This window comes from Thermomicrobium roseum DSM 5159, from assembly GCF_000021685.1.
Taxonomy (GTDB): Bacteria; Chloroflexota; Chloroflexia; order Thermomicrobiales; family Thermomicrobiaceae; genus Thermomicrobium; species Thermomicrobium roseum.
In genome coordinates this window covers 562,805-579,204 of sequence record NC_011961.1, presented here as the reverse complement: position 1 = coordinate 579,204, position 16,400 = coordinate 562,805, and the positions used below count along the sequence as shown (strand labels likewise).

Genomic DNA, 16,400 nt, shown 5'->3' with positions numbered 1-16,400 from the left:
GAAACGGGGGAGGGTCGGGTGGAGCGGACACGAGCGTTTCTCGAGCGGCTGGGCTTGCCACGGGGTGATCTCCATGATCTGCCGACCAGCACCAAGCGCTTTCCCGACGGGGCGCAGTATCGGATCGAGATTCCGAGTACCGAGGGACCGCGTGTTCTCGCCGCCGTGATCGAGGAAGCCAAGCGGCACGGTATCGTCGTCCACCGAATCTCGCAGGGAAGCGGCGTGATGCTGCTGACCGACGAGGAGATCCGCGAGATGGCGGCATTGGCAGCAGCCGAGGGCATGGAGGTGAGCCTCTTCGCGCGACCGAGTGCGGGGTGGGATATTGGTGCGATGGCCCGTACGCCGGCCGGGGCGCTGGTGAGTGCCAAGCTGCGTGGCCAGGAGCAATTGGTGCATTGCCTGGAGGACGTGCGGCGGGCAGCAGACTTGGGTATCCGGAGCGTCCTGCTCGCTGACGAGGGAGCGCTCTGGGTGGCAAGCGAGATGCGGCGGGCCGGTGAATTACCGCGCGATATGCAGTTCAAGGTCAGCGTGCTCATGGGGGCAGCCAATCCGGCCTCGGTCGCGTTGCTGGTCCGCTTAGGAGCGGACACGTACAACGTCGTGACCGATCTCAGCTTGGCGCAGCTCGCCGCGATCCGAGCCGCGGTCGATGTGCCTCTCGACATCTACGTGGAGGTGCCGGACGACGTAGGAGGGTTCGTTCGCCACTACGAGATCGCGGAGATCGTCCGCGTGTGCGCGCCTGTCTATCTCAAGTTCGGGCTCCGCAACGCCCCGAACATCTATCCGTCAGGGCGACATCTCGAGGAGCTGGCTGTCCAATTGGGGCGGGAGCGAGTCCGCCGAGCAGCGATCGGACTCGCTTTGTTGCACCGGTACTATCCGGACGCGGTGGGGTCGCGACCAGGAGCCGCTGGTCTGGCACTCCCGGTCGTGGACCGGTGAGACCGCAGCGTGGGATGGACGGTCGGTGAGCGTGCCGCGTGCGACGCGCGGCGATGGAGTTCCTGCTCTTCCAGCAGGGGAGTGTGCTGGAGCGGTGTCCTGCAGCGGGTGCCCCCAGCGAGCGGGGTTCCAGCCTGTGCGATGGGCTGCGAAGGGAGCGATGGTCCTGCATCAGTGCTCCAGAAGGCAGCGCACGACATGAGCGTTGACTGACCATATTGCGGAACGAGGGCGTGGCTGCGCGCGTCGTCGCTTTCCATAGCCGACACGAGGTGATGGCTCGAGAACGAGCGGCGTGTTGGCCGCTCGTCTCGTCCCCGCGGGGGTTCGGATGCGGGGTGGCGGGCAACGCTCCCGAGCTGCCGTCGGCACGCGTTGCCGAGAGAAGCTGTGCGCGGATGGTGGAGCGAGGCGTGCTCCCCGGTGGGCTGCCTCGTTTGCGACCTCGACCGCTCCGGCTTGTCGTGGTCTCGCAGCCGAGCCTTCAATGGATGCGAGAGAGTCTCGATGCAATGGATCGATGAGTAGCGGTAATGCGGCGCTCGCTCGAGTTCCCGAACGAACTCGTGGAGTGAACCGAGCGGTTGCTCCACCCTCAGGGGTCGGAAGGCGAGAGCAAGGGTCAGATGAGCGAGGATCGAGGGCGCTGGGTGGGCCCCAATGTACGAGGTGCTCGAGCGAACGCTCCGACCTCGACAGGTTTCACGAGCTCGTCGCCTTGCCCATCGCCCGGATTGCGGGCGTTGCAGTTGTCGCGCGTGGCGTGCCGCGTGTCCAGGGGGCAGCCAGGCGAGCTGACCACTTTCTTTGCGGATAGCTCTCCCGGTGATTCTCAGTCCGTCGTCACGCAGGTGCAGTGCTGCGCTACCGTGCTTCTTCTTCCGCTGCGGGCGACAGGCGGCCGGCTTCGATGACAGCGTCGAGACCGATGGCGACATGCTTTGGGACAAATGTGCTACATTCCCTCCTTCGAGGATTGCCGATGCTCCTGATCGAGGGAGCATGAGCGATGGAGACGCGTCCAAGCGTGCGCACAACAGGTCTCTCCGAACTGATCGCTGCGCTCTGGCGCCGGGGCGTGCCGGTTGTCGGCTGGGCGGAAAGCCGGGAAGGGATCGTCCTCTTGGCCGATGGGGGAGCATCCGTGCTGATTCCGCGGGCACGACTGGGTGAGCGGACCGATCTGGTGGCAAACGCGCTCGTCGAACGATTGCCGCGTCGGGCTGTGCTGGAAACGCCGGTGTCTCCGGAGTTGCTTCCGCAGTTCGACCAACGCGAACTGGCCTGGCTGCTCTTCCTACGCTGGTTGCGCGAAAGGAACCAAGTGGAACCAGCGATACCTTCGCCAGAGCGTGTCCACCCTGTGGACGGATAGTGATCGCATTTCCTGCTCTGTTGGGTGAAGGGAATCCATTACCCCACAAACGCCACGGTTGATGGCAGGTCACCGACTGCGCTGGTATTTTCTCCTTGCCACGGACTCGTGTACGCAGATTGGCGGACACCGTCGTGGGTCTCGCGCACGGACTCGCCTCATCAGGGATGGACGCGGTGCCTCTCGCTCTCTACGGTTGATGACGAGGGGCAAGACTGAGCGAGTAGCTACCGGACGTCGATTCACTCGAGCGCTATGGAGAGTGCTGGTGCCGGCTGGTGTCCCCAGAAGAAGTCGATCTGGAGGTGCGGCCAGTGGGCACGGATGGCTCGGTGGAGTCCTGCGACCTCACCGATCGCCTCGCCGATGACCAGGGTGCAGAGTTCAGCCTCCTGGGCATGCAGGTGCGCGAGTCCCGCGCGGAGTGCCTCCTCCGGCGTTGCATGCATTGCGTGCCACGGACCGCTGCGAGCGATCCAGCGTGGTGTCGCGGACGTACCCTCCTGGTCGATCTCGACTGTCCGTAGACGTGTCAGAAGATCGACCAGTTTTTCTTCAGCGCGATCCCCCTGACCTGGCTCGTAGACGAGGAGGGCGGTCAACTGAGCAGCGAGCGAGTGCGCTGGGAGAACGACGAGCGTCGGCTGTTTCAGTTGACGGGCTGCCTCTCGAACCAGCGCTGCGTCTTCCTGCCGCGCAGGAAGCACGAGGAGACGATCGACCGGCAGCGTAGCGAGTCGAGCAGCCAACCGCTCGGGTTCGGTGAGCGTCGGACTCGGAGCGAGAGCGAGCGCTCCTGAGCGACGAGCCCATGCCCGGATCGTGGGCGCAGGAGACAAGACGAGCAGAGCGGATCCACGTGCTTCCGTGAGGATCGTCTCCTGTCCATCTGCAGAGAGCGGTTCTACGGCCAGCGAATCGAGTCTGCCGTACGCACGGAGACACGCGATGACCAGATCCGGCTGCTGGGTATGGAGATGCACACGCAGCAGCGCGTCATCACCGACGATTTCGATCGACTCGCCGTACGGCGCGAGCGTTCGGAGGAGCTCGTCGCGTCGATCGCTCAGAACACGAAGCAGCGCGTTGAAACAGTACCCGACCGGGTCGCCAGCACCTGAGTGGGTCGGTGGCGGTGTCGTCCTCAGCGGCGCGAGTGTGGGCCGTTCCCCGCGAGCGGCAGCAGCCCAAGCATCGAGGAGGACGGCAAGCCCTTGTGCACCTGCATCGACGACACCTTGCTGGCGCAGAATCGGCAAGAGTTCTGGGGTCCGGGCGACCGCGGTGAGAGCGGCGTCGCGGACGCGCGCCAAGATTTCGGCGAGCGGGAGACCAGCGGCTTCCGCCTCCTGGGCAGCTGCCGCAGCCGCGCGGAGCACGGTGATCATCGTGCCTTCGACTGGCTCTAAAAGTGCCTGCCGAGCCAGCGTGTCGGCTCGGGCGAAGCCGGCTGCCATGGCTGCTGCATCGAGGTACTCGCGTTGGGCAGCGATCTCGGCCCAGGCGCGGAAAAACTGGCTGAGGATCACGCCGGAGTTGCCATGTGCGGCTCGTAGTGCAGCATGGGCTGCAGAACGCGTCACCACAGTCAGGCTCGTGTCGCTCGCCGCGCGGGCGGCCCGCAAAGCTGCCTGCGCGGTCAAAAAGAGATTCGTGCCGGTGTCTCGGTCGGCGACCGGGAACACGTTCAAGGCGTCGAGACTCGCGGCGTGCTCGCCGAGAGCGAGGACGGCAGCCTCGAGTGCGGCCACGAAGGTGCAGCCGTCCCAACACTGTCGAGCGACTTCGGATTCTCGCGTCACGTGCTCGGCGAACGGGTGATCCATCGCTCCGCCCTGTTGCCTCGTACTCGCCCCGTTCGGGCCGATTGTAGCAAGCGAGCGCTCTGTTTCTATACTCATAGACAATAGGAGTGCCAACATGGAGAGCGTGCTTCTGCTGCTCGCCGGATATCTCCTCGGCTCCGTACCGACCGCTCAGATCGCTGCCCAGCTCCTCGCGGGAGTCGATCTGCGGGAGCGCTCGCCGACGATCAGTGGCTCGGGAGTCTACTATCTGGTCGCGCGCTGGGCGGTGGTTCCGGTCGGTCTGATCGACGTCTTGAAGGGGTACCTCGCGACCGTACTGCCCTTACAGGTCGGAGCCAGTTCGGAGCTGGCTATGGCGTGTGGTTTGGCAGCCGTCGTCGGTCACAACTGGTCACTGTGGCTCGGCTTTCGCGGTGGGCGCGGGATCAGTCCGTTTCTCGGATTCCTGCTCGTCGTCTTCCCCATGGGAGTCTTCGTCGTGCTCGCCGCGTTGGCGATCGGAAGGCTCGTGCGGCGCACTCCGGTGGTCGCGTTGCTCGGGCTCCTCTCGTTACCGGGCGTGATCATCGCGCTCGGTGGATCCGACGCGGCATTGCGGGGCAGTCTCGGTATGCTCGCGATCACGATCGTCAAGCGGCTGGAAGCGAACCGGCGGCGACTTCCGCGTGATCCGGTTGCTCGGCAGACTGTTCTCTGGCGGCGATTCTGGTTGGATCGCGATGAGGAGCGGTGGCCTCCCGCGATGGAGGGTTGACCTACCGTGCTCGCGGTCGTGACTGACAGCATCGCGTGCTTACCCCTCGAACTCGTCGAGCGCTACCACATCCGTGTGGTGCCGGTGCGCATCGTTCGCGGCGAGCGAGTCTATCGCGATGGCATCGATGTGACGCCGGAGGAGGCATTCGCGTGGCTGGAAGCGGGAGAAGTGCTCACGACGGCGCAGCCGGCCGTGGGTGAGTTCCTCGACACGTACGAGGAGCTGTCGCGCATCGCGACGGGGATCGTGTCGATTCACGTCTCCTCCGGCGTGACTGGTGTGGTACAGGCTGCGGCGGCGGCAGCTCGACTGATCGAGCGGATTCCGATCCGCGTCGTCGATAGCCGAGCAGCGACCATGGCGGAAGGTTTTCTCGTTCTCGCGGCAGCACGCTTGGCTGAGCAGGGGGCGGACTTGGAGACGATCGTGCGCCGGGTCAAAGAACTCCGGTCACAGGTGCGGTTTTTCGCTGTGCTGGACACCGTTACCTATCTCGTGCGGAGCGGGCGTGCGCCGTGGCTCGCCCAGCTGGCAGTCGATATGCTGCAGGTCAAGCCCATTTTGACGCTGCGGGATGGGAAGATCGTCTCACTGGAGCGGGTCAGGACGCGCCGACGAGCGATCGAGGCGATGCTGCGTCGCATGGAGCAGGACGTGGGTGAACGGCCGGTGCACGTGGGGGTGCTGCACGCGGGAGCGGCCGAGGAAGCAGCGGAACTACGGCAGACGATCGAGGAGCGATTCCAGGTCGTGGAATCGTTCGTCACCCCCTTCACGGCGGCGATGGCCATCCACACCGGACCGGGGTTACTCGGGTTGGCGTACTGTGCGGAGTCGCCTGCCTGACGGACTCACTCCGGCGGCCATGGTGTGTTCGTGCCCGGGCCGAGGCTACTATAGGTTGCCTCGACGTACTGACGGATCGTGCGGAGCGAGTGTCCTTCTGCCGTGAGCCGCATCACGTCACGCGTGATGTCGATGCAGATTCCTCAACCGAAGGTCATGCTGTCGAGCACGACGGATCCGTCGGCACGGAATTCGCGGACGGAGCAGTCGAGGACCGAGCGGTGCCCCCATTCCACGCACCCGCAGTAACAGGGGAAATACTGCAGGATCTGCGGGTGAGTCACGGCGTAGCGGTATGCCTCCTGCGCCTCAGTCGAAGCCTGGTAGAAGATCGGCGGCCAACGATCTTGGGCCGGCCAGGCGATGAGTTCGTCGTGGCGGTCCTTGGCTGGCGACCGCCCGCAGGCAGCGAGCAGTGGTAACAGGAGAAAACCGGTCAGAAGAGAACGACGGGAATACACGGTGACATCCTTTCCCCGTTCGCTATCGGGCCTGGCCCGACAGGAGAATGATAGCGGAGCCAGCACTCCCGGCGGTCGGATCGAGCAAACTCTGCGCTGGTCTGGCGCTGCTGGCAGGTGACGGGGCTGGGATCCAAACCTTGCCGGTGATGCGAGCGGAGTCGTGGCTGTGCGAGCGATCCGTCCGCACCGGGTAGCGACGAGCCTCGTTCACGGTGCCGCGCGTCCGGATACGGAACCCTGGCTGCCTCATCGGTCTGGTGTCGTATCGAGGGTGTTACCCAAATTCTTCTCGAATGCCAATCTCGGTCATTTGTCCTACAGTGCGTCTGCCGGTTACCGGAGGAGACGGCAGCAGCGCCTCGACGATGGCCGACGCTAGTGCTCGAGCGAATATCTTGCGACTGACTGTGGCCGAAACGGCGGTCAAAATGCGAGACCGGCCGGATATCGCTTCCCGACCGGTCTTTCGAGTTCGTGTCTCCGAGCAGTTTTCTGTGGTAGGCCGCGAGGGACTCGAACCCCCAACCCGCTGATTAAGAGTCAGCTGCTCTACCAGTTGAGCTAGCGGCCCAAACGTCGTCTACCGCACAGAGTATACACGGGAGGGGTCGAGCGTGCAAGAGCGGAGTGTAGCCCTGGATGGGCCAGAGGTGGCCTGAAGGGCTCGCGATGTCGACAACCCTGACCGACTGAACGTCTCGCCGCGGCGCACTGACCACTCCGCTCTCGATCGGCGGATCGGAGCAGTGGTCGAAGCCGACGGGCGGCGTTGTGCACCGCGCGCGAAGATGCTCCTGAGGGCAGAGGACGACATGGAGCCCAGTGTTGGATCGCGCTCAGGGAAAGACTTTCGACGGTGGATGGGGAGGGTGATCTCCACTACCCAAGATCCTAGTTGTGCCTGAGCTGGACTGACTGCCTTCCGGCGAGAGACGCACGACAAGCACGTGCCACGAGTCGCCGCGCTCTGTTCGTTCCTCGCCTTTCTGGTGCAATCTGGAACAGTGACGAGCAGGGGAGAAAGCACAAGACTACTGCAGAAGTGACCCCTGTCTCGGTCAGTCAAGGGCGGCGCGCTTCGGCTGGTTGGAGTGAGAAAACGGAGCGAGCAGCCGTAACCGGTAGATGAGAGCCGAGGCCAGCAGGGCCAGCCCGGCAATACCGAGGAGTGGCTGCAGAGGGGCAAACCATTGAACCGCCCCGCTACTCCCGAGTAGGAGCAACACGAGCTTGTTGCATGTCGGACACCCGACTGCGAAGAAGGTGGCGAGGGAGCCAGCAGCGATGCGTCGTTCCGGGAGCGGGCAGGCGAGTGGCCAGGCATAGGTGGCGGCGAGGGCCGAAGCGAGGATGACGGTCGCAGCGAAAACCAGGTAGTCGAATTCGTCCGGTGGAATCATGCGACCGAAAACGGGATTCGGGATGAGTGCCGTGGGGACACCGACCATTATGGCGGTTCCGACTGCACCGAGGAAGCCGTAGAGGATAGCGCGAGTCATGGGAGCGTGCATGCGGACGATCCTTTCGTTCGCGCGCAGTGTACCATCGGTCGAGGCTTGCCGGCAGAAGTGTCTCGCAGATGTCGTTTCGGGGGCAGGCAGGTGCGAGTTCGCTGGGGGGAAGCGCTGGTTGCGCTCCGGTTCCGGGAGTTTCGCTTGCTCTGGGCCGGGCAGTTCGTCTCCATGCTCGGCACGCAGATGCAGACCGTCGCCCTGAGCTGGTTGGTCTATGACTTGACAGGATCGCCGGCACAGCTCGGCGGTGTGGCTCTGGTGCGAGCGATCCCGACAATGGTGCTCTCGCTCTTCGGCGGCACGTTGGCCGATCAGATGGATCGGCGTCGACTTCTTTTACTCACGCAATCGACGGCCGCGTTTCTCTTGGGAGTGCTCGCGCTCGTGGTCTCCTTGGGGATGACGTCGCTCCCGCTCTTGTATCTCCTCGCGTTCACCTCGGCAGCAGCCATGTCGTTCGATGCACCGGCTCGTCAGGCCCTCATTCCTTTGCTGGTACCTCGCGAACGACTCGCCAACGCGCTGGCTTTGAATGTCCTGGCCTGGGATGTGGCGGCCATCGCTGGGCCGGCCCTAGGTGGGCTGGTGATCGCGCATGTGAGTGTGGCCGCCGCATTTTGGGTCGATGCCGCGAGCTATTTGGCTGTGGTGGCAGCCTTGCTGGCCATGCGGCGCGATCTGCCCGTGCCGAAACTCGAGCGGCGGGGGTGGACTGCTTTCATGGACGGGTTGCGGTTCGTCCGCCACCGTCCGCTCCTCTGGCAACTGATGCTCCTCGACTTCTTTGCAGTCCTCCTGGCCTCCTCGACGGGACTTCTCCCCGTGTTCGCTCGCGACGTTCTCAGGGTCGGGCCAGATGGACTCGGGCTCTTGTTCGCAGCCCCCAGTGCTGGAGCGATCGTCGGGGCAGGACTGTTCGCGCTGCTGCCGACACCGCGTTGGCCGGGCCAGGTGGTTGCCTGGGTCGTCGTCGGGTATGGTGCGGCGCTGGCCGTCTTCGGCATAAGTCGCCTGTTCGTCTTGTCATTCCTCCTGTTGGCACTAGCGGGAGCCTTGGACGCGGTCGCTATGGCGCTTCGCCATACCGTCCGGCAGTTGGCGACCCCTGATGCCTATCGCGGCCGGGTGGGAGCGATTGCAGCGGTCTTTGCGGCAGGTGGCCCGCGACTCGGACAGTTCCAAGCCGGTGTGCTCGCAGGTGCTGTGGGGCCAGCCGGTGCGATGGTGATCGGCGGGGTGGGCTGTGTCCTGGTAGCGGTGGCGTCTCGCTGGTGGGCTCCGGAACTCTGGCGATTTTGCGGAGAAGAGCTGTTCGAAGCGGCTGGTGCCGGGCACCGGAAACCTCGAGCGAAACCCTCGCCCTCGGAGTAGCACAGCGTGCTGACGGGATAGGAAGAAAGTCCTACAGCGGCTCGACGCACGGTCGGATACGATCACGGTACGTCTTGGGAGGGAAGGGTTTCGTGGGACTGCTCCTGTGATGGCATGGGACGATCTCGACCTCCTCATCATCGATCAGGATCCAGTTCGGCGAGGAGCGATCGCGAGGATCGCCCGGGAACTGGGTGTGCGGCGTGTCCAAGAGCGAGAGGAGTGGGTTCCTCCGGCTGAGGGTATTCGTGTACCGGGTGTCCGTGTGGTGCTTCTCGATGCGGATATCTCGACCCCTCATACATCGGAACTCACTGAAGCGGCCAGTTCCGGCATGCTCCTCGTCGCGCTGGTGCGGAGCGAGCGCGGAGCGGAACCGGAACTGCTGGCTGCTGGCTTCGGTGCGGTGCTGTACGACCCGGTAACCGCGGTCGACTTGGAGCGCATCTTCGCGCTCGCACGCACACTCGCGTCGCAGGGACAGGAGCGAGAACGCCGCCAGTTCCTGCGATTCAACGCGCTCCGACAGGTCGAAACCGACCTCGCCTTGTTGGCGGAGCTGAGTCCTGATTGGATGCAACGGAGTCTCCTGCTTTTGCAGCGCATCCTCGATGTCGCAGCGCTCGGGCTGTGGCGGATCGATTGGGAGCAAGACCGGCTGGTTTGCGAAGGAGCCGTCGGTCTACCGGAGGAGTTCATTCGCCAAGTGGAAGAGCGTGCTCAGGGCCGGGCAGCCGAACTGGTTCAGCGGGTGCTGGAATCGGTGGTGCAACCGGTGGACATGCGCCCTGATTCGACTGACGAGCGAGTGATCACCGACGCCGCGGTGCGCCGAGCATGTGGACTGGAAGCGGGTATCGTGGTGCCAGTGCGTCGGACTGGTCGCGTCGCTGCGTTGCTTTCGATCTACTTCCGGCGATATGAGGAAGTGAATCGCGAGGAGATTGGCTTGTTCGATGCGGCGGCGGAGGCGCTGGCGACTGCCTGGGCAATCAGCGAGGTCAGGCGCGAACTTTTCTTGAACCAGCAGCAGTACCGCGCGTTGGTGGAAGAACAACCGGTCGGGGTGCTGCTTTGCGAGCTGAACGGAACCGTGCGATTGGCGAATGGGGCAGCCGCTCGCCTTTTGGGATACGAGCGTCCGGAACGGCTAGCCGGTACTCGGCTACCCGAGGTCGTGCGCTCCCTCGCGCCGATACCGTGGGAGGAGTGGTGCCAGCGCCCAGTCGGTGCTCCGGCAGCGGAAGCGACTATCCCTGTGCTGACGCTGGACAAGCACCTCCGCATCATCGAGTTCCACGCACGTGTCATCGAGTTACCGATGAGCACGCGCGATTGGTTCCCACAAGTTCAACTGGTACTCCGAGACGTGACGCTCGAGCGACGCCGTCTCATGGAGTTGGAGCTCCTGCACGACTTGACTCGTATGGTATCGGAGGATCGCAATTTGGATTCGGCCTTCGAAATGGTGGCGGACCGTCTCCAGCGCGAGTTCGGCTATGCACTCGTCGGCTTGGCGCTGCTGAGTGCTGACGGTACACGATTCGTCGGCCGGGCGGTCCGCGTGGAGGGTGGGCTGACGTTCAACGAGTGGCGGGCCGATCGCGGAGTGACCGGACGCGCAGTGCGTGAGAATCGTGCTCAGCTTGTTGTCGATGTTCGGCAAGATCCAGATTACTTCGATCCGCAACCAGATCTGCCGATGGAGAGTGAAGTCGTGGCTGTCCTGCGGCGGGAGGGTAAGCCGATCGGAGTTCTCAACATCGAGAGCCGGCGCGGTCACCGGTTGGATCAAGAGGACTTGCGCCTCGCCTTGAACGTGGCAGTGCACCTGGAGCTGTTGATGCGCCAGGTGGAACTGACCGAGCAACTCGAACGGAAGGCACTGACCGACCCGCTGACGGGACAGCCGAACCGCCGAGCCCTGCTCGATCACTTGCGCCGTGCCCTGGGCGATCGGCGCGTCGAGCACGTCGCAGTGATCCTGATCGATTTCGACGGTTTCAAGGTTCTCAACGATACCAAAGGCCACTTGTTCGGTGACGCACTTCTGCAAGCGGTCGCAGAACGACTGGCGCGCTCGCTCCGACCGAGTGACCTCTTGGCCCGCTACGGCGGTGACGAGTTCGCGGTGGTCCTCGCTGGCGTGGATCTCGCAGTGGCGCACGACATCGCTGAACGCTTGCGGCGAGCGGTCGCCGACACATCGTTCCAGGTGCGCGACGAGGTCGTTTCTTTGACGATCTCGCTCGGGGTGGCAGCCTCGCCGCGGCATGGTGACACGCCAGAAACATTGTTGCGAGCAGCTGACGAAGCGCTGTATGCCGCCAAGCGGCGGGGTGGCAATTCGATCGCCATCGCCGGAGAATGGTCGCCCTGAATCAGCCTTCAAGGGAGTGCAAGGAGTTCGTGCGGGGCGCGGGTGAGCCGCTCGGCGCCTTCTGCGGTGATGAGCACGACATCCTCGATCCGGAGCCCCCAACGACCGCGGAGGTACACGCCCGGCTCGTCGGTGACGATCATCCCAGGCTCCAACCGTTCGGGATTTCCCTGTACGAGGTAAGGCGGCTCGTGGACGGAAAGGCCGAGACCATGGCCGAGACGATGGAGGAAGGCTTCAGCCAAGCCATGCGTCGCGAGGACGTCCCGCGCGATCCGGTCGATTTCTTCGCAGCTTGCGCCTGGTCGCATGGCGGCGAAGGCTGCTTGCTGGGCCTCCAGTACGGCCTCGTAAGCGGTGGCGAAGTCCGGGTCGGCCAGGGAACCAGCGACTGGTGTTCGGGTCAGGTCAGCGAAGTAGCCGTGATAGGGACCCCCGACATCGATGACCACGGGATCGCCGGCCTGAATGATCCGATCCGTCGGCTCGTGGTGCGGCGAAGCGGCATGGGGGCCACTGGCGACGATGCAAAATGCGACGTGGTCGAGGCCCTCTTCCAGGAGAAGCTCCGTGAGGCGGCGAGCGACCTGGCGCTCAGTGCGACCGGTTAGGTGCTCGCTCGCGCAGAACCGTTGCCAGGCGGCGTCGACCCGTGCGACTGCCTCGCGCACCAACGCGATTTCCGCGGCGCTCTTGATGCGCCGTAGTGCCTGGAGGATCAGGCTCACGCGGGTGAAGTTGCGCGTCGGCAGTGCAGCCTGGAGTGGTAGGAGGAACGCGGCCCAGAACTCGTCGTTGACACCGATCGTTCCTACTCCGAGGCGCTCCAGGTGCGCTGCGAGCAGGCGAATGGGATCCTCACCGTCCTTCCAGGTCCGCAAGCTGAACGGTAACGTCTCGCTGAAGCGCGTCGATTCCAGTTCTGGAACCAAGAGGAAGGTTTCACCTGCCTGCGGGACAACGAGCGCGAGCAGGCGCTCGCTCGATGCGGCCGGGTGGCCGGTGAGATACCGGAAGTCAGCGGATGGCCCGACGATCGCAGCGTCGATACCGCTCGAGACCAACGCGTGGCGAAAGCGGGTCAGTCGCTGAGCGATCTCGTCGTGCATCGGTATCCTCCCAGGCATGGTCATCGCGGAAAGCGATACGTTCGCTGGGCGTTCCCCGCCAGGATGAGCATGGCGTCCATTTCGGCTTCAGCGAGGGTGAGCAGCCCGTCCTCGACGAGCGAGCCGAGTGCCTCGACGAGCGCTAGACGCCAAACCCGGGCGACGAACCATTGATGCTCGGGAAGGAAATGCCCGCCAGTGGAGGCGAGAAGCTTGAGGGTCGGCACGCTCGTGACCAACTCGCGGATCGTTGCACTGGCTAAACCAGGGTAGGCCAGGAAACTCGGTCCAGGATCGAGGAGCACCTGCGGATACTGACGAGCGAGTGCGATGGCGTGCGGATGAAGTCGCAACGGACTGACGAGGACGATCGGCACGTGTTGGTAACGGGGTTCATCGAGCACCGTCCTCAGGTATGCGGGGTCATCGGCATGAGGGTCCCGAGCCGGGTGCCTCGGCAACACGATTTGCAGGGGAATGGTCAGCTCAGCAGCGACTTCGAGGGCGACCCAGAAGAGGGCGTACAAGAGTCGGCGATGCTGAAGCTGCTCGAAGAGGCCGGCGTCCATCTCGGCACGGACTTCGTAAAAGGATCGGTCCGCCGTCGCGACATCGATCGGTTGTATGGCGAGCGACGTTCGTCGCGGGAAATCACTGACGAGCGCGACCGCGCCTCGGCCGACGGCTTCGGCGAGCGCTTGTGCCAGGAGTGTCCGCAGCTCGTCCCAGGAGGTGCAGTGGGGAAGCAGCTTCTCCGCGAGCGGTTCGACTGCGACGAGTTCAGCGACTGGCCGCTGGACCAGCGCGGCCCATTCGGTCGGGCTGTAGACGCGTTCGTCCGCTGACGACAGTGCACAGGCGGGGCCGAGTCGAGCATCCTCGGCGAGCAGCTGAACGTATTCCTCGAATGAACGTTCGGCTCTGGCGTGCAGGATCGCTTCCTCGGTCGGATCGCAGCCGAGGTACTGGGCGAGCCAACGCAGGGCGAGACGATAAGCGACCGTATAGGGAGTCTGCCGCAACGTGTCCGGAAGCGATTCGGGCATGAAGCAGCGTCGTAGGTAGTCGGGGGGGATACGAGTGGAGAGACGCTCTGGCGGCTGACAGGAATGATCGAACAGCGTGCGGTCGCTCAGGCGCTCACGAAGCCAATCGACAGCCGACATCGTCTTCTCCCTCCCAGGTGCCCCGGCACCGTGCCGATCGTACCCGATCTCTCTGGATACGGGTAGCTGAGCGGAGACGGCACAGGTGCATGGTACACTGCGTGCAGCCGGAGGTCTTCGATGATCACGCGTCTCCCAGAGTTGGGTCCGACCGCTGAGCGAGATGACTGGCAGGCACAGCTCGAATCGCTCTACGCCATTTCCGTGGAGATCGCGAGTCTGCGCGAGCTCAGTGCAGTCATGGATCGGGCGCTCGAGTACTGCTTGGCGTTGACGACCTCCGCCTTCGGCTTCGTCGGATTGGTCGACGGACCGGAAACGATGGACGTGGCGGCCATCCGCGGTTTCGTCCCTGATGGATCGGATTTCTATGAGCGGTTCCGCAAGATCCCGATTCGCCGCACGATCTTCGGGGTCGTGATCCTCGAGGGGCGACCGAATATCTCCAACGACGTGCGCAACGATCCCCTCCATCGTGGTGCACCGCGGGGACATCCACCGGTGGAGACCTTCCTGGGGGTTCCGCTCAGGGTGCGGCAGCAAACGATCGGGATGATCGGTGTAGCCAATCGCCCCTCTGGGTACGACGCGCGTCACGAGCGGTTGCTCAGTACGTTCGCGAATCAGGTTGCGGTCGCGATCGAAAATGCACGGCTCTATGAGCGGCAGCGACAAATGATCGCTGACCTCCAGCAACTGCATGCGCGCCTCGATGCCGCGCGGGTCGAGGCGCTCCTCCATCAGGAACGCAATCGGATCGCGGCGGACTTGCACGATCGAGTCGCGCAGATCATGTTCGGGATCGGGATCGAAGCGACGTGGTGCCGGGACCAGCCGGATGTGCCGGAGCCGGTCCTGCGTGCGCTCGACCGCATCCGGGAACTTGCTGCGCGAGGGGCAGCCGAGGTACGCCGGGTCGTTTACGATCTGGCTGAGATGCCAGTCGGTGGGGGTGAACTCGTCGAGCGCATCCGACAGCTGGTGGAGGGGTACCGAAGCGAGGACTTGCGGGTCGAACTGGTGATCGAGGGCAAGCCGCGTCGCTTGCCTCCGGAGCGCGAAGACGCGATTTTCCTCATCGCGTGCGAGGCGTTGACGAATGTTCGTCGGCATTCGGGGGCGGATCTCGCCATCGTGAGTTTGCACTTCACTGAACGATCGGTCATCCTCGTCGTACAGGACAATGGCTGTGGGATGCCGCACACCTCGTTCGTCTCGGTGCGGACGGCCGGGCACTTCGGGTTGCGATCGATGCGCCGTCGAGCCGAAGCGGTCGGCGGGGAACTCTCCTGGTACAACGGCGAAGATGGTGGGTTCGTCGTGCGGGCGGTGATACCAGCTGAGCCACGATGGGCGGAGCAGGTGTGAGCTGGCAGCCACTGCGGGTGGCCATCATCGACGATCACGAGATCGTGCGGAACGGCCTCAAGCACATCCTCGCCGACGATCCGGACTTCCTGGTGGTGGGAGAGGCTGCCGATGGGCCGAGCGGAGTGGCGATGGTCGATGCGGTGCGCCCGGATGTCGTCATCGTGGACGTGCGATTGCCTTCCATGCAGGGCGATGATGTCTGCCGGTTGATCCGGGAGCGAGTACCGGAAACGAGGATTTTGATCCTGAGTGCGTTCGGCGAGGATGAACTGGTCTACCGGTGCGTGCTGGCTGGTGCACAGGGATACGTTCTCAAAGACATCGTGCACTTCGACCTGAAGAAGACGCTCAAGATGATCGCGCGCGGGGAAGCAGTGCTCGACCCGCGTGTGGCATCGGTCGTTGTGGAGCGCTTGCGGAATCGGAAGGCGATAACCGATATTCCGCTTTCACCGCACCAGCTTTCCGTTTTGCGACTCATCGCGCAAGGGCTGTCGAACCGGGAGATTGCCGATCGTTTGTTCCTGAGCGAGAATACGGTCAAGGGGTATGTGCAAGAAGTCTTGCGGCGGTTAGGTGCCCGCAACCGGCTCGAAGCAGTGATGATCGCGAATGAGCGGGGCTGGTTACGGTGACGAGGGATAAGCGAGTCGGTGCCATCATCCTCGCGGGAGGACGCTCGGAGCGGCTGGGACGTGCGAAGCAGCTGTTGCCCTGGAACGGCCGCACGCTCGTCGAGGCGGTCGTGGAGGAGGTCTGTCGTGCCGAGCGACTGGCGGAGGTTCTCTTGGTGTTACGGCGAGACGTGGCTGAGGCGCTCGGCAAGCGGGCGGGAGAGCGGCTGGGGTGTGCGCGGATCGTCTTTCCGGATGAGACGGGTGAAGGATGTGCAGCATCCTATCGGAGCGGTCTCGCGGCGCTGGAGGAGAGCGAGCTCGATGCGGTCGTGATTCTCCTCGCTGACCAGCCGGGTGTACGGGTGGAAACGATCGAACGAGTGATCGCCGGGTGGGAGAGTTCAGGGGCAGCGATCGCGGTGGTGCGGTACCGAGACAGGGAGGGGCATCCGCTGGTCTTCGATCGTTCGCTCTTTGCGGAACTGCGACAACTGCGGGGTGAGAAGGCGGCGTGGAAACTGGTGGATCGGTATCGTGAGGGCGTGTGCGTGGTCGAGATCGAGGAGTCAATGCCGGGGGACATCGACACGTGGGAGGACTACGAGGCGAGCCGACGGAGAGGGGTCTGACGCGCTCCTCACGACATATCCCTCGTGGTTCTCGACAGC

General features: G+C 64.1%; 14 protein-coding genes and 1 tRNA gene. 9 read left to right on the top strand and 6 right to left on the bottom strand.

Translation table 11 applies throughout. From position 1 onward, the window contains the following. Positions 1-18: 18 nt before the first annotated feature. Positions 19-954, top strand: a complete 936-nt coding sequence (locus TRD_RS11835) for a U32 family peptidase (protein WP_012642555.1) — start codon at positions 19-21, stop codon at positions 952-954. Positions 955-1,963: 1,009 nt separating this feature from the next. Then, positions 1,964-2,329, top strand: coding sequence for a hypothetical protein (locus TRD_RS11830; RefSeq protein ID WP_012643091.1), 366 nt, complete (start codon positions 1,964-1,966; stop codon positions 2,327-2,329). Between the two features lie 242 nt (positions 2,330-2,571). Here the strand turns inward: TRD_RS11830 and TRD_RS11825 are convergent, their stop codons facing one another. After that, on the bottom strand, positions 2,572-4,155 hold the full coding sequence (locus TRD_RS11825) for a DAK2 domain-containing protein (RefSeq protein WP_012643210.1): 1,584 nt from the start codon (positions 4,153-4,155) through the stop codon (positions 2,572-2,574). Positions 4,156-4,249: 94 nt separating this feature from the next. Between TRD_RS11825 and TRD_RS11820 the strand changes: the two genes are divergently transcribed. Further along, a complete protein-coding gene (locus tag TRD_RS11820) occupies positions 4,250-4,891 on the top strand; it encodes a glycerol-3-phosphate acyltransferase (RefSeq protein ID WP_012642379.1) in 642 nt (213 codons plus the stop codon). 18 nt (positions 4,892-4,909) lie between these two features. Beyond that, positions 4,910-5,740, top strand: coding sequence for a DegV family protein (locus TRD_RS11815; protein ID WP_169302314.1), 831 nt, complete (start codon positions 4,910-4,912; stop codon positions 5,738-5,740). A 143-nt stretch (positions 5,741-5,883) separates the two neighbouring features. Here the strand turns inward: TRD_RS11815 and TRD_RS14940 are convergent, their stop codons facing one another. The 3 genes from TRD_RS14940 to TRD_RS11800 all read right to left on the bottom strand — a co-directional run bounded on the left by TRD_RS14940 (position 5,884) and on the right by TRD_RS11800 (position 7,715). Next, positions 5,884-6,201: a PCYCGC motif-containing (lipo)protein gene (locus TRD_RS14940; protein ID WP_012642643.1), complete on the bottom strand. Its 318-nt coding sequence runs from the start codon at positions 6,199-6,201 to the stop codon at positions 5,884-5,886. A 498-nt stretch (positions 6,202-6,699) separates the two neighbouring features. Next, positions 6,700-6,775 (bottom strand) — tRNA-Lys (locus tag TRD_RS11805). Positions 6,776-7,262: 487 nt separating this feature from the next. Further along, entirely contained in the window at positions 7,263-7,715 is a 453-nt protein-coding gene (locus TRD_RS11800; RefSeq protein ID WP_012642454.1) for a hypothetical protein, read from the bottom strand. A 90-nt stretch (positions 7,716-7,805) separates the two neighbouring features. On the opposite strand from TRD_RS11800, the gene TRD_RS11795 reads away from it, so the two are divergent. Next, positions 7,806-9,089: an MFS transporter gene (locus TRD_RS11795; RefSeq protein WP_012643130.1), complete on the top strand. Its 1,284-nt coding sequence runs from the start codon at positions 7,806-7,808 to the stop codon at positions 9,087-9,089. 109 nt (positions 9,090-9,198) lie between these two features. Beyond that, a complete protein-coding gene (locus tag TRD_RS13945) occupies positions 9,199-11,469 on the top strand; it encodes a diguanylate cyclase domain-containing protein (protein ID WP_012643069.1) in 2,271 nt (756 codons plus the stop codon). Positions 11,470-11,477: 8 nt separating this feature from the next. Here TRD_RS13945 and TRD_RS11785 read toward each other — a convergent pair whose 3' ends face one another. Further along, positions 11,478-12,578, bottom strand: coding sequence for a M24 family metallopeptidase (locus TRD_RS11785; RefSeq protein ID WP_012642959.1), 1,101 nt, complete (start codon positions 12,576-12,578; stop codon positions 11,478-11,480). 20 nt (positions 12,579-12,598) lie between these two features. Beyond that, a complete protein-coding gene (locus TRD_RS11780; protein ID WP_012642832.1) occupies positions 12,599-13,744 on the bottom strand; it encodes a hypothetical protein in 1,146 nt (381 codons plus the stop codon). 120 nt (positions 13,745-13,864) lie between these two features. Between TRD_RS11780 and TRD_RS11775 the strand changes: the two genes are divergently transcribed. The 3 genes from TRD_RS11775 to TRD_RS11765 are packed head-to-tail and all read left to right on the top strand — an operon-like array spanning position 13,865 to position 16,361. Further along, positions 13,865-15,112, top strand: coding sequence for a GAF domain-containing sensor histidine kinase (locus TRD_RS11775; protein ID WP_012642779.1), 1,248 nt, complete (start codon positions 13,865-13,867; stop codon positions 15,110-15,112). Beyond that, positions 15,109-15,750 (top strand): response regulator, encoded by a 642-nt coding sequence (locus TRD_RS11770; protein WP_012642656.1) that lies wholly within the window; start codon positions 15,109-15,111, stop codon positions 15,748-15,750. The genes TRD_RS11775 and TRD_RS11770 overlap by 4 nt, the downstream gene beginning before the upstream one ends. After that, positions 15,747-16,361: a nucleotidyltransferase family protein gene (locus TRD_RS11765; RefSeq protein WP_012642544.1), complete on the top strand. Its 615-nt coding sequence runs from the start codon at positions 15,747-15,749 to the stop codon at positions 16,359-16,361. The genes TRD_RS11770 and TRD_RS11765 overlap by 4 nt, the downstream gene beginning before the upstream one ends. Positions 16,362-16,400: the final 39 nt, after the last annotated feature.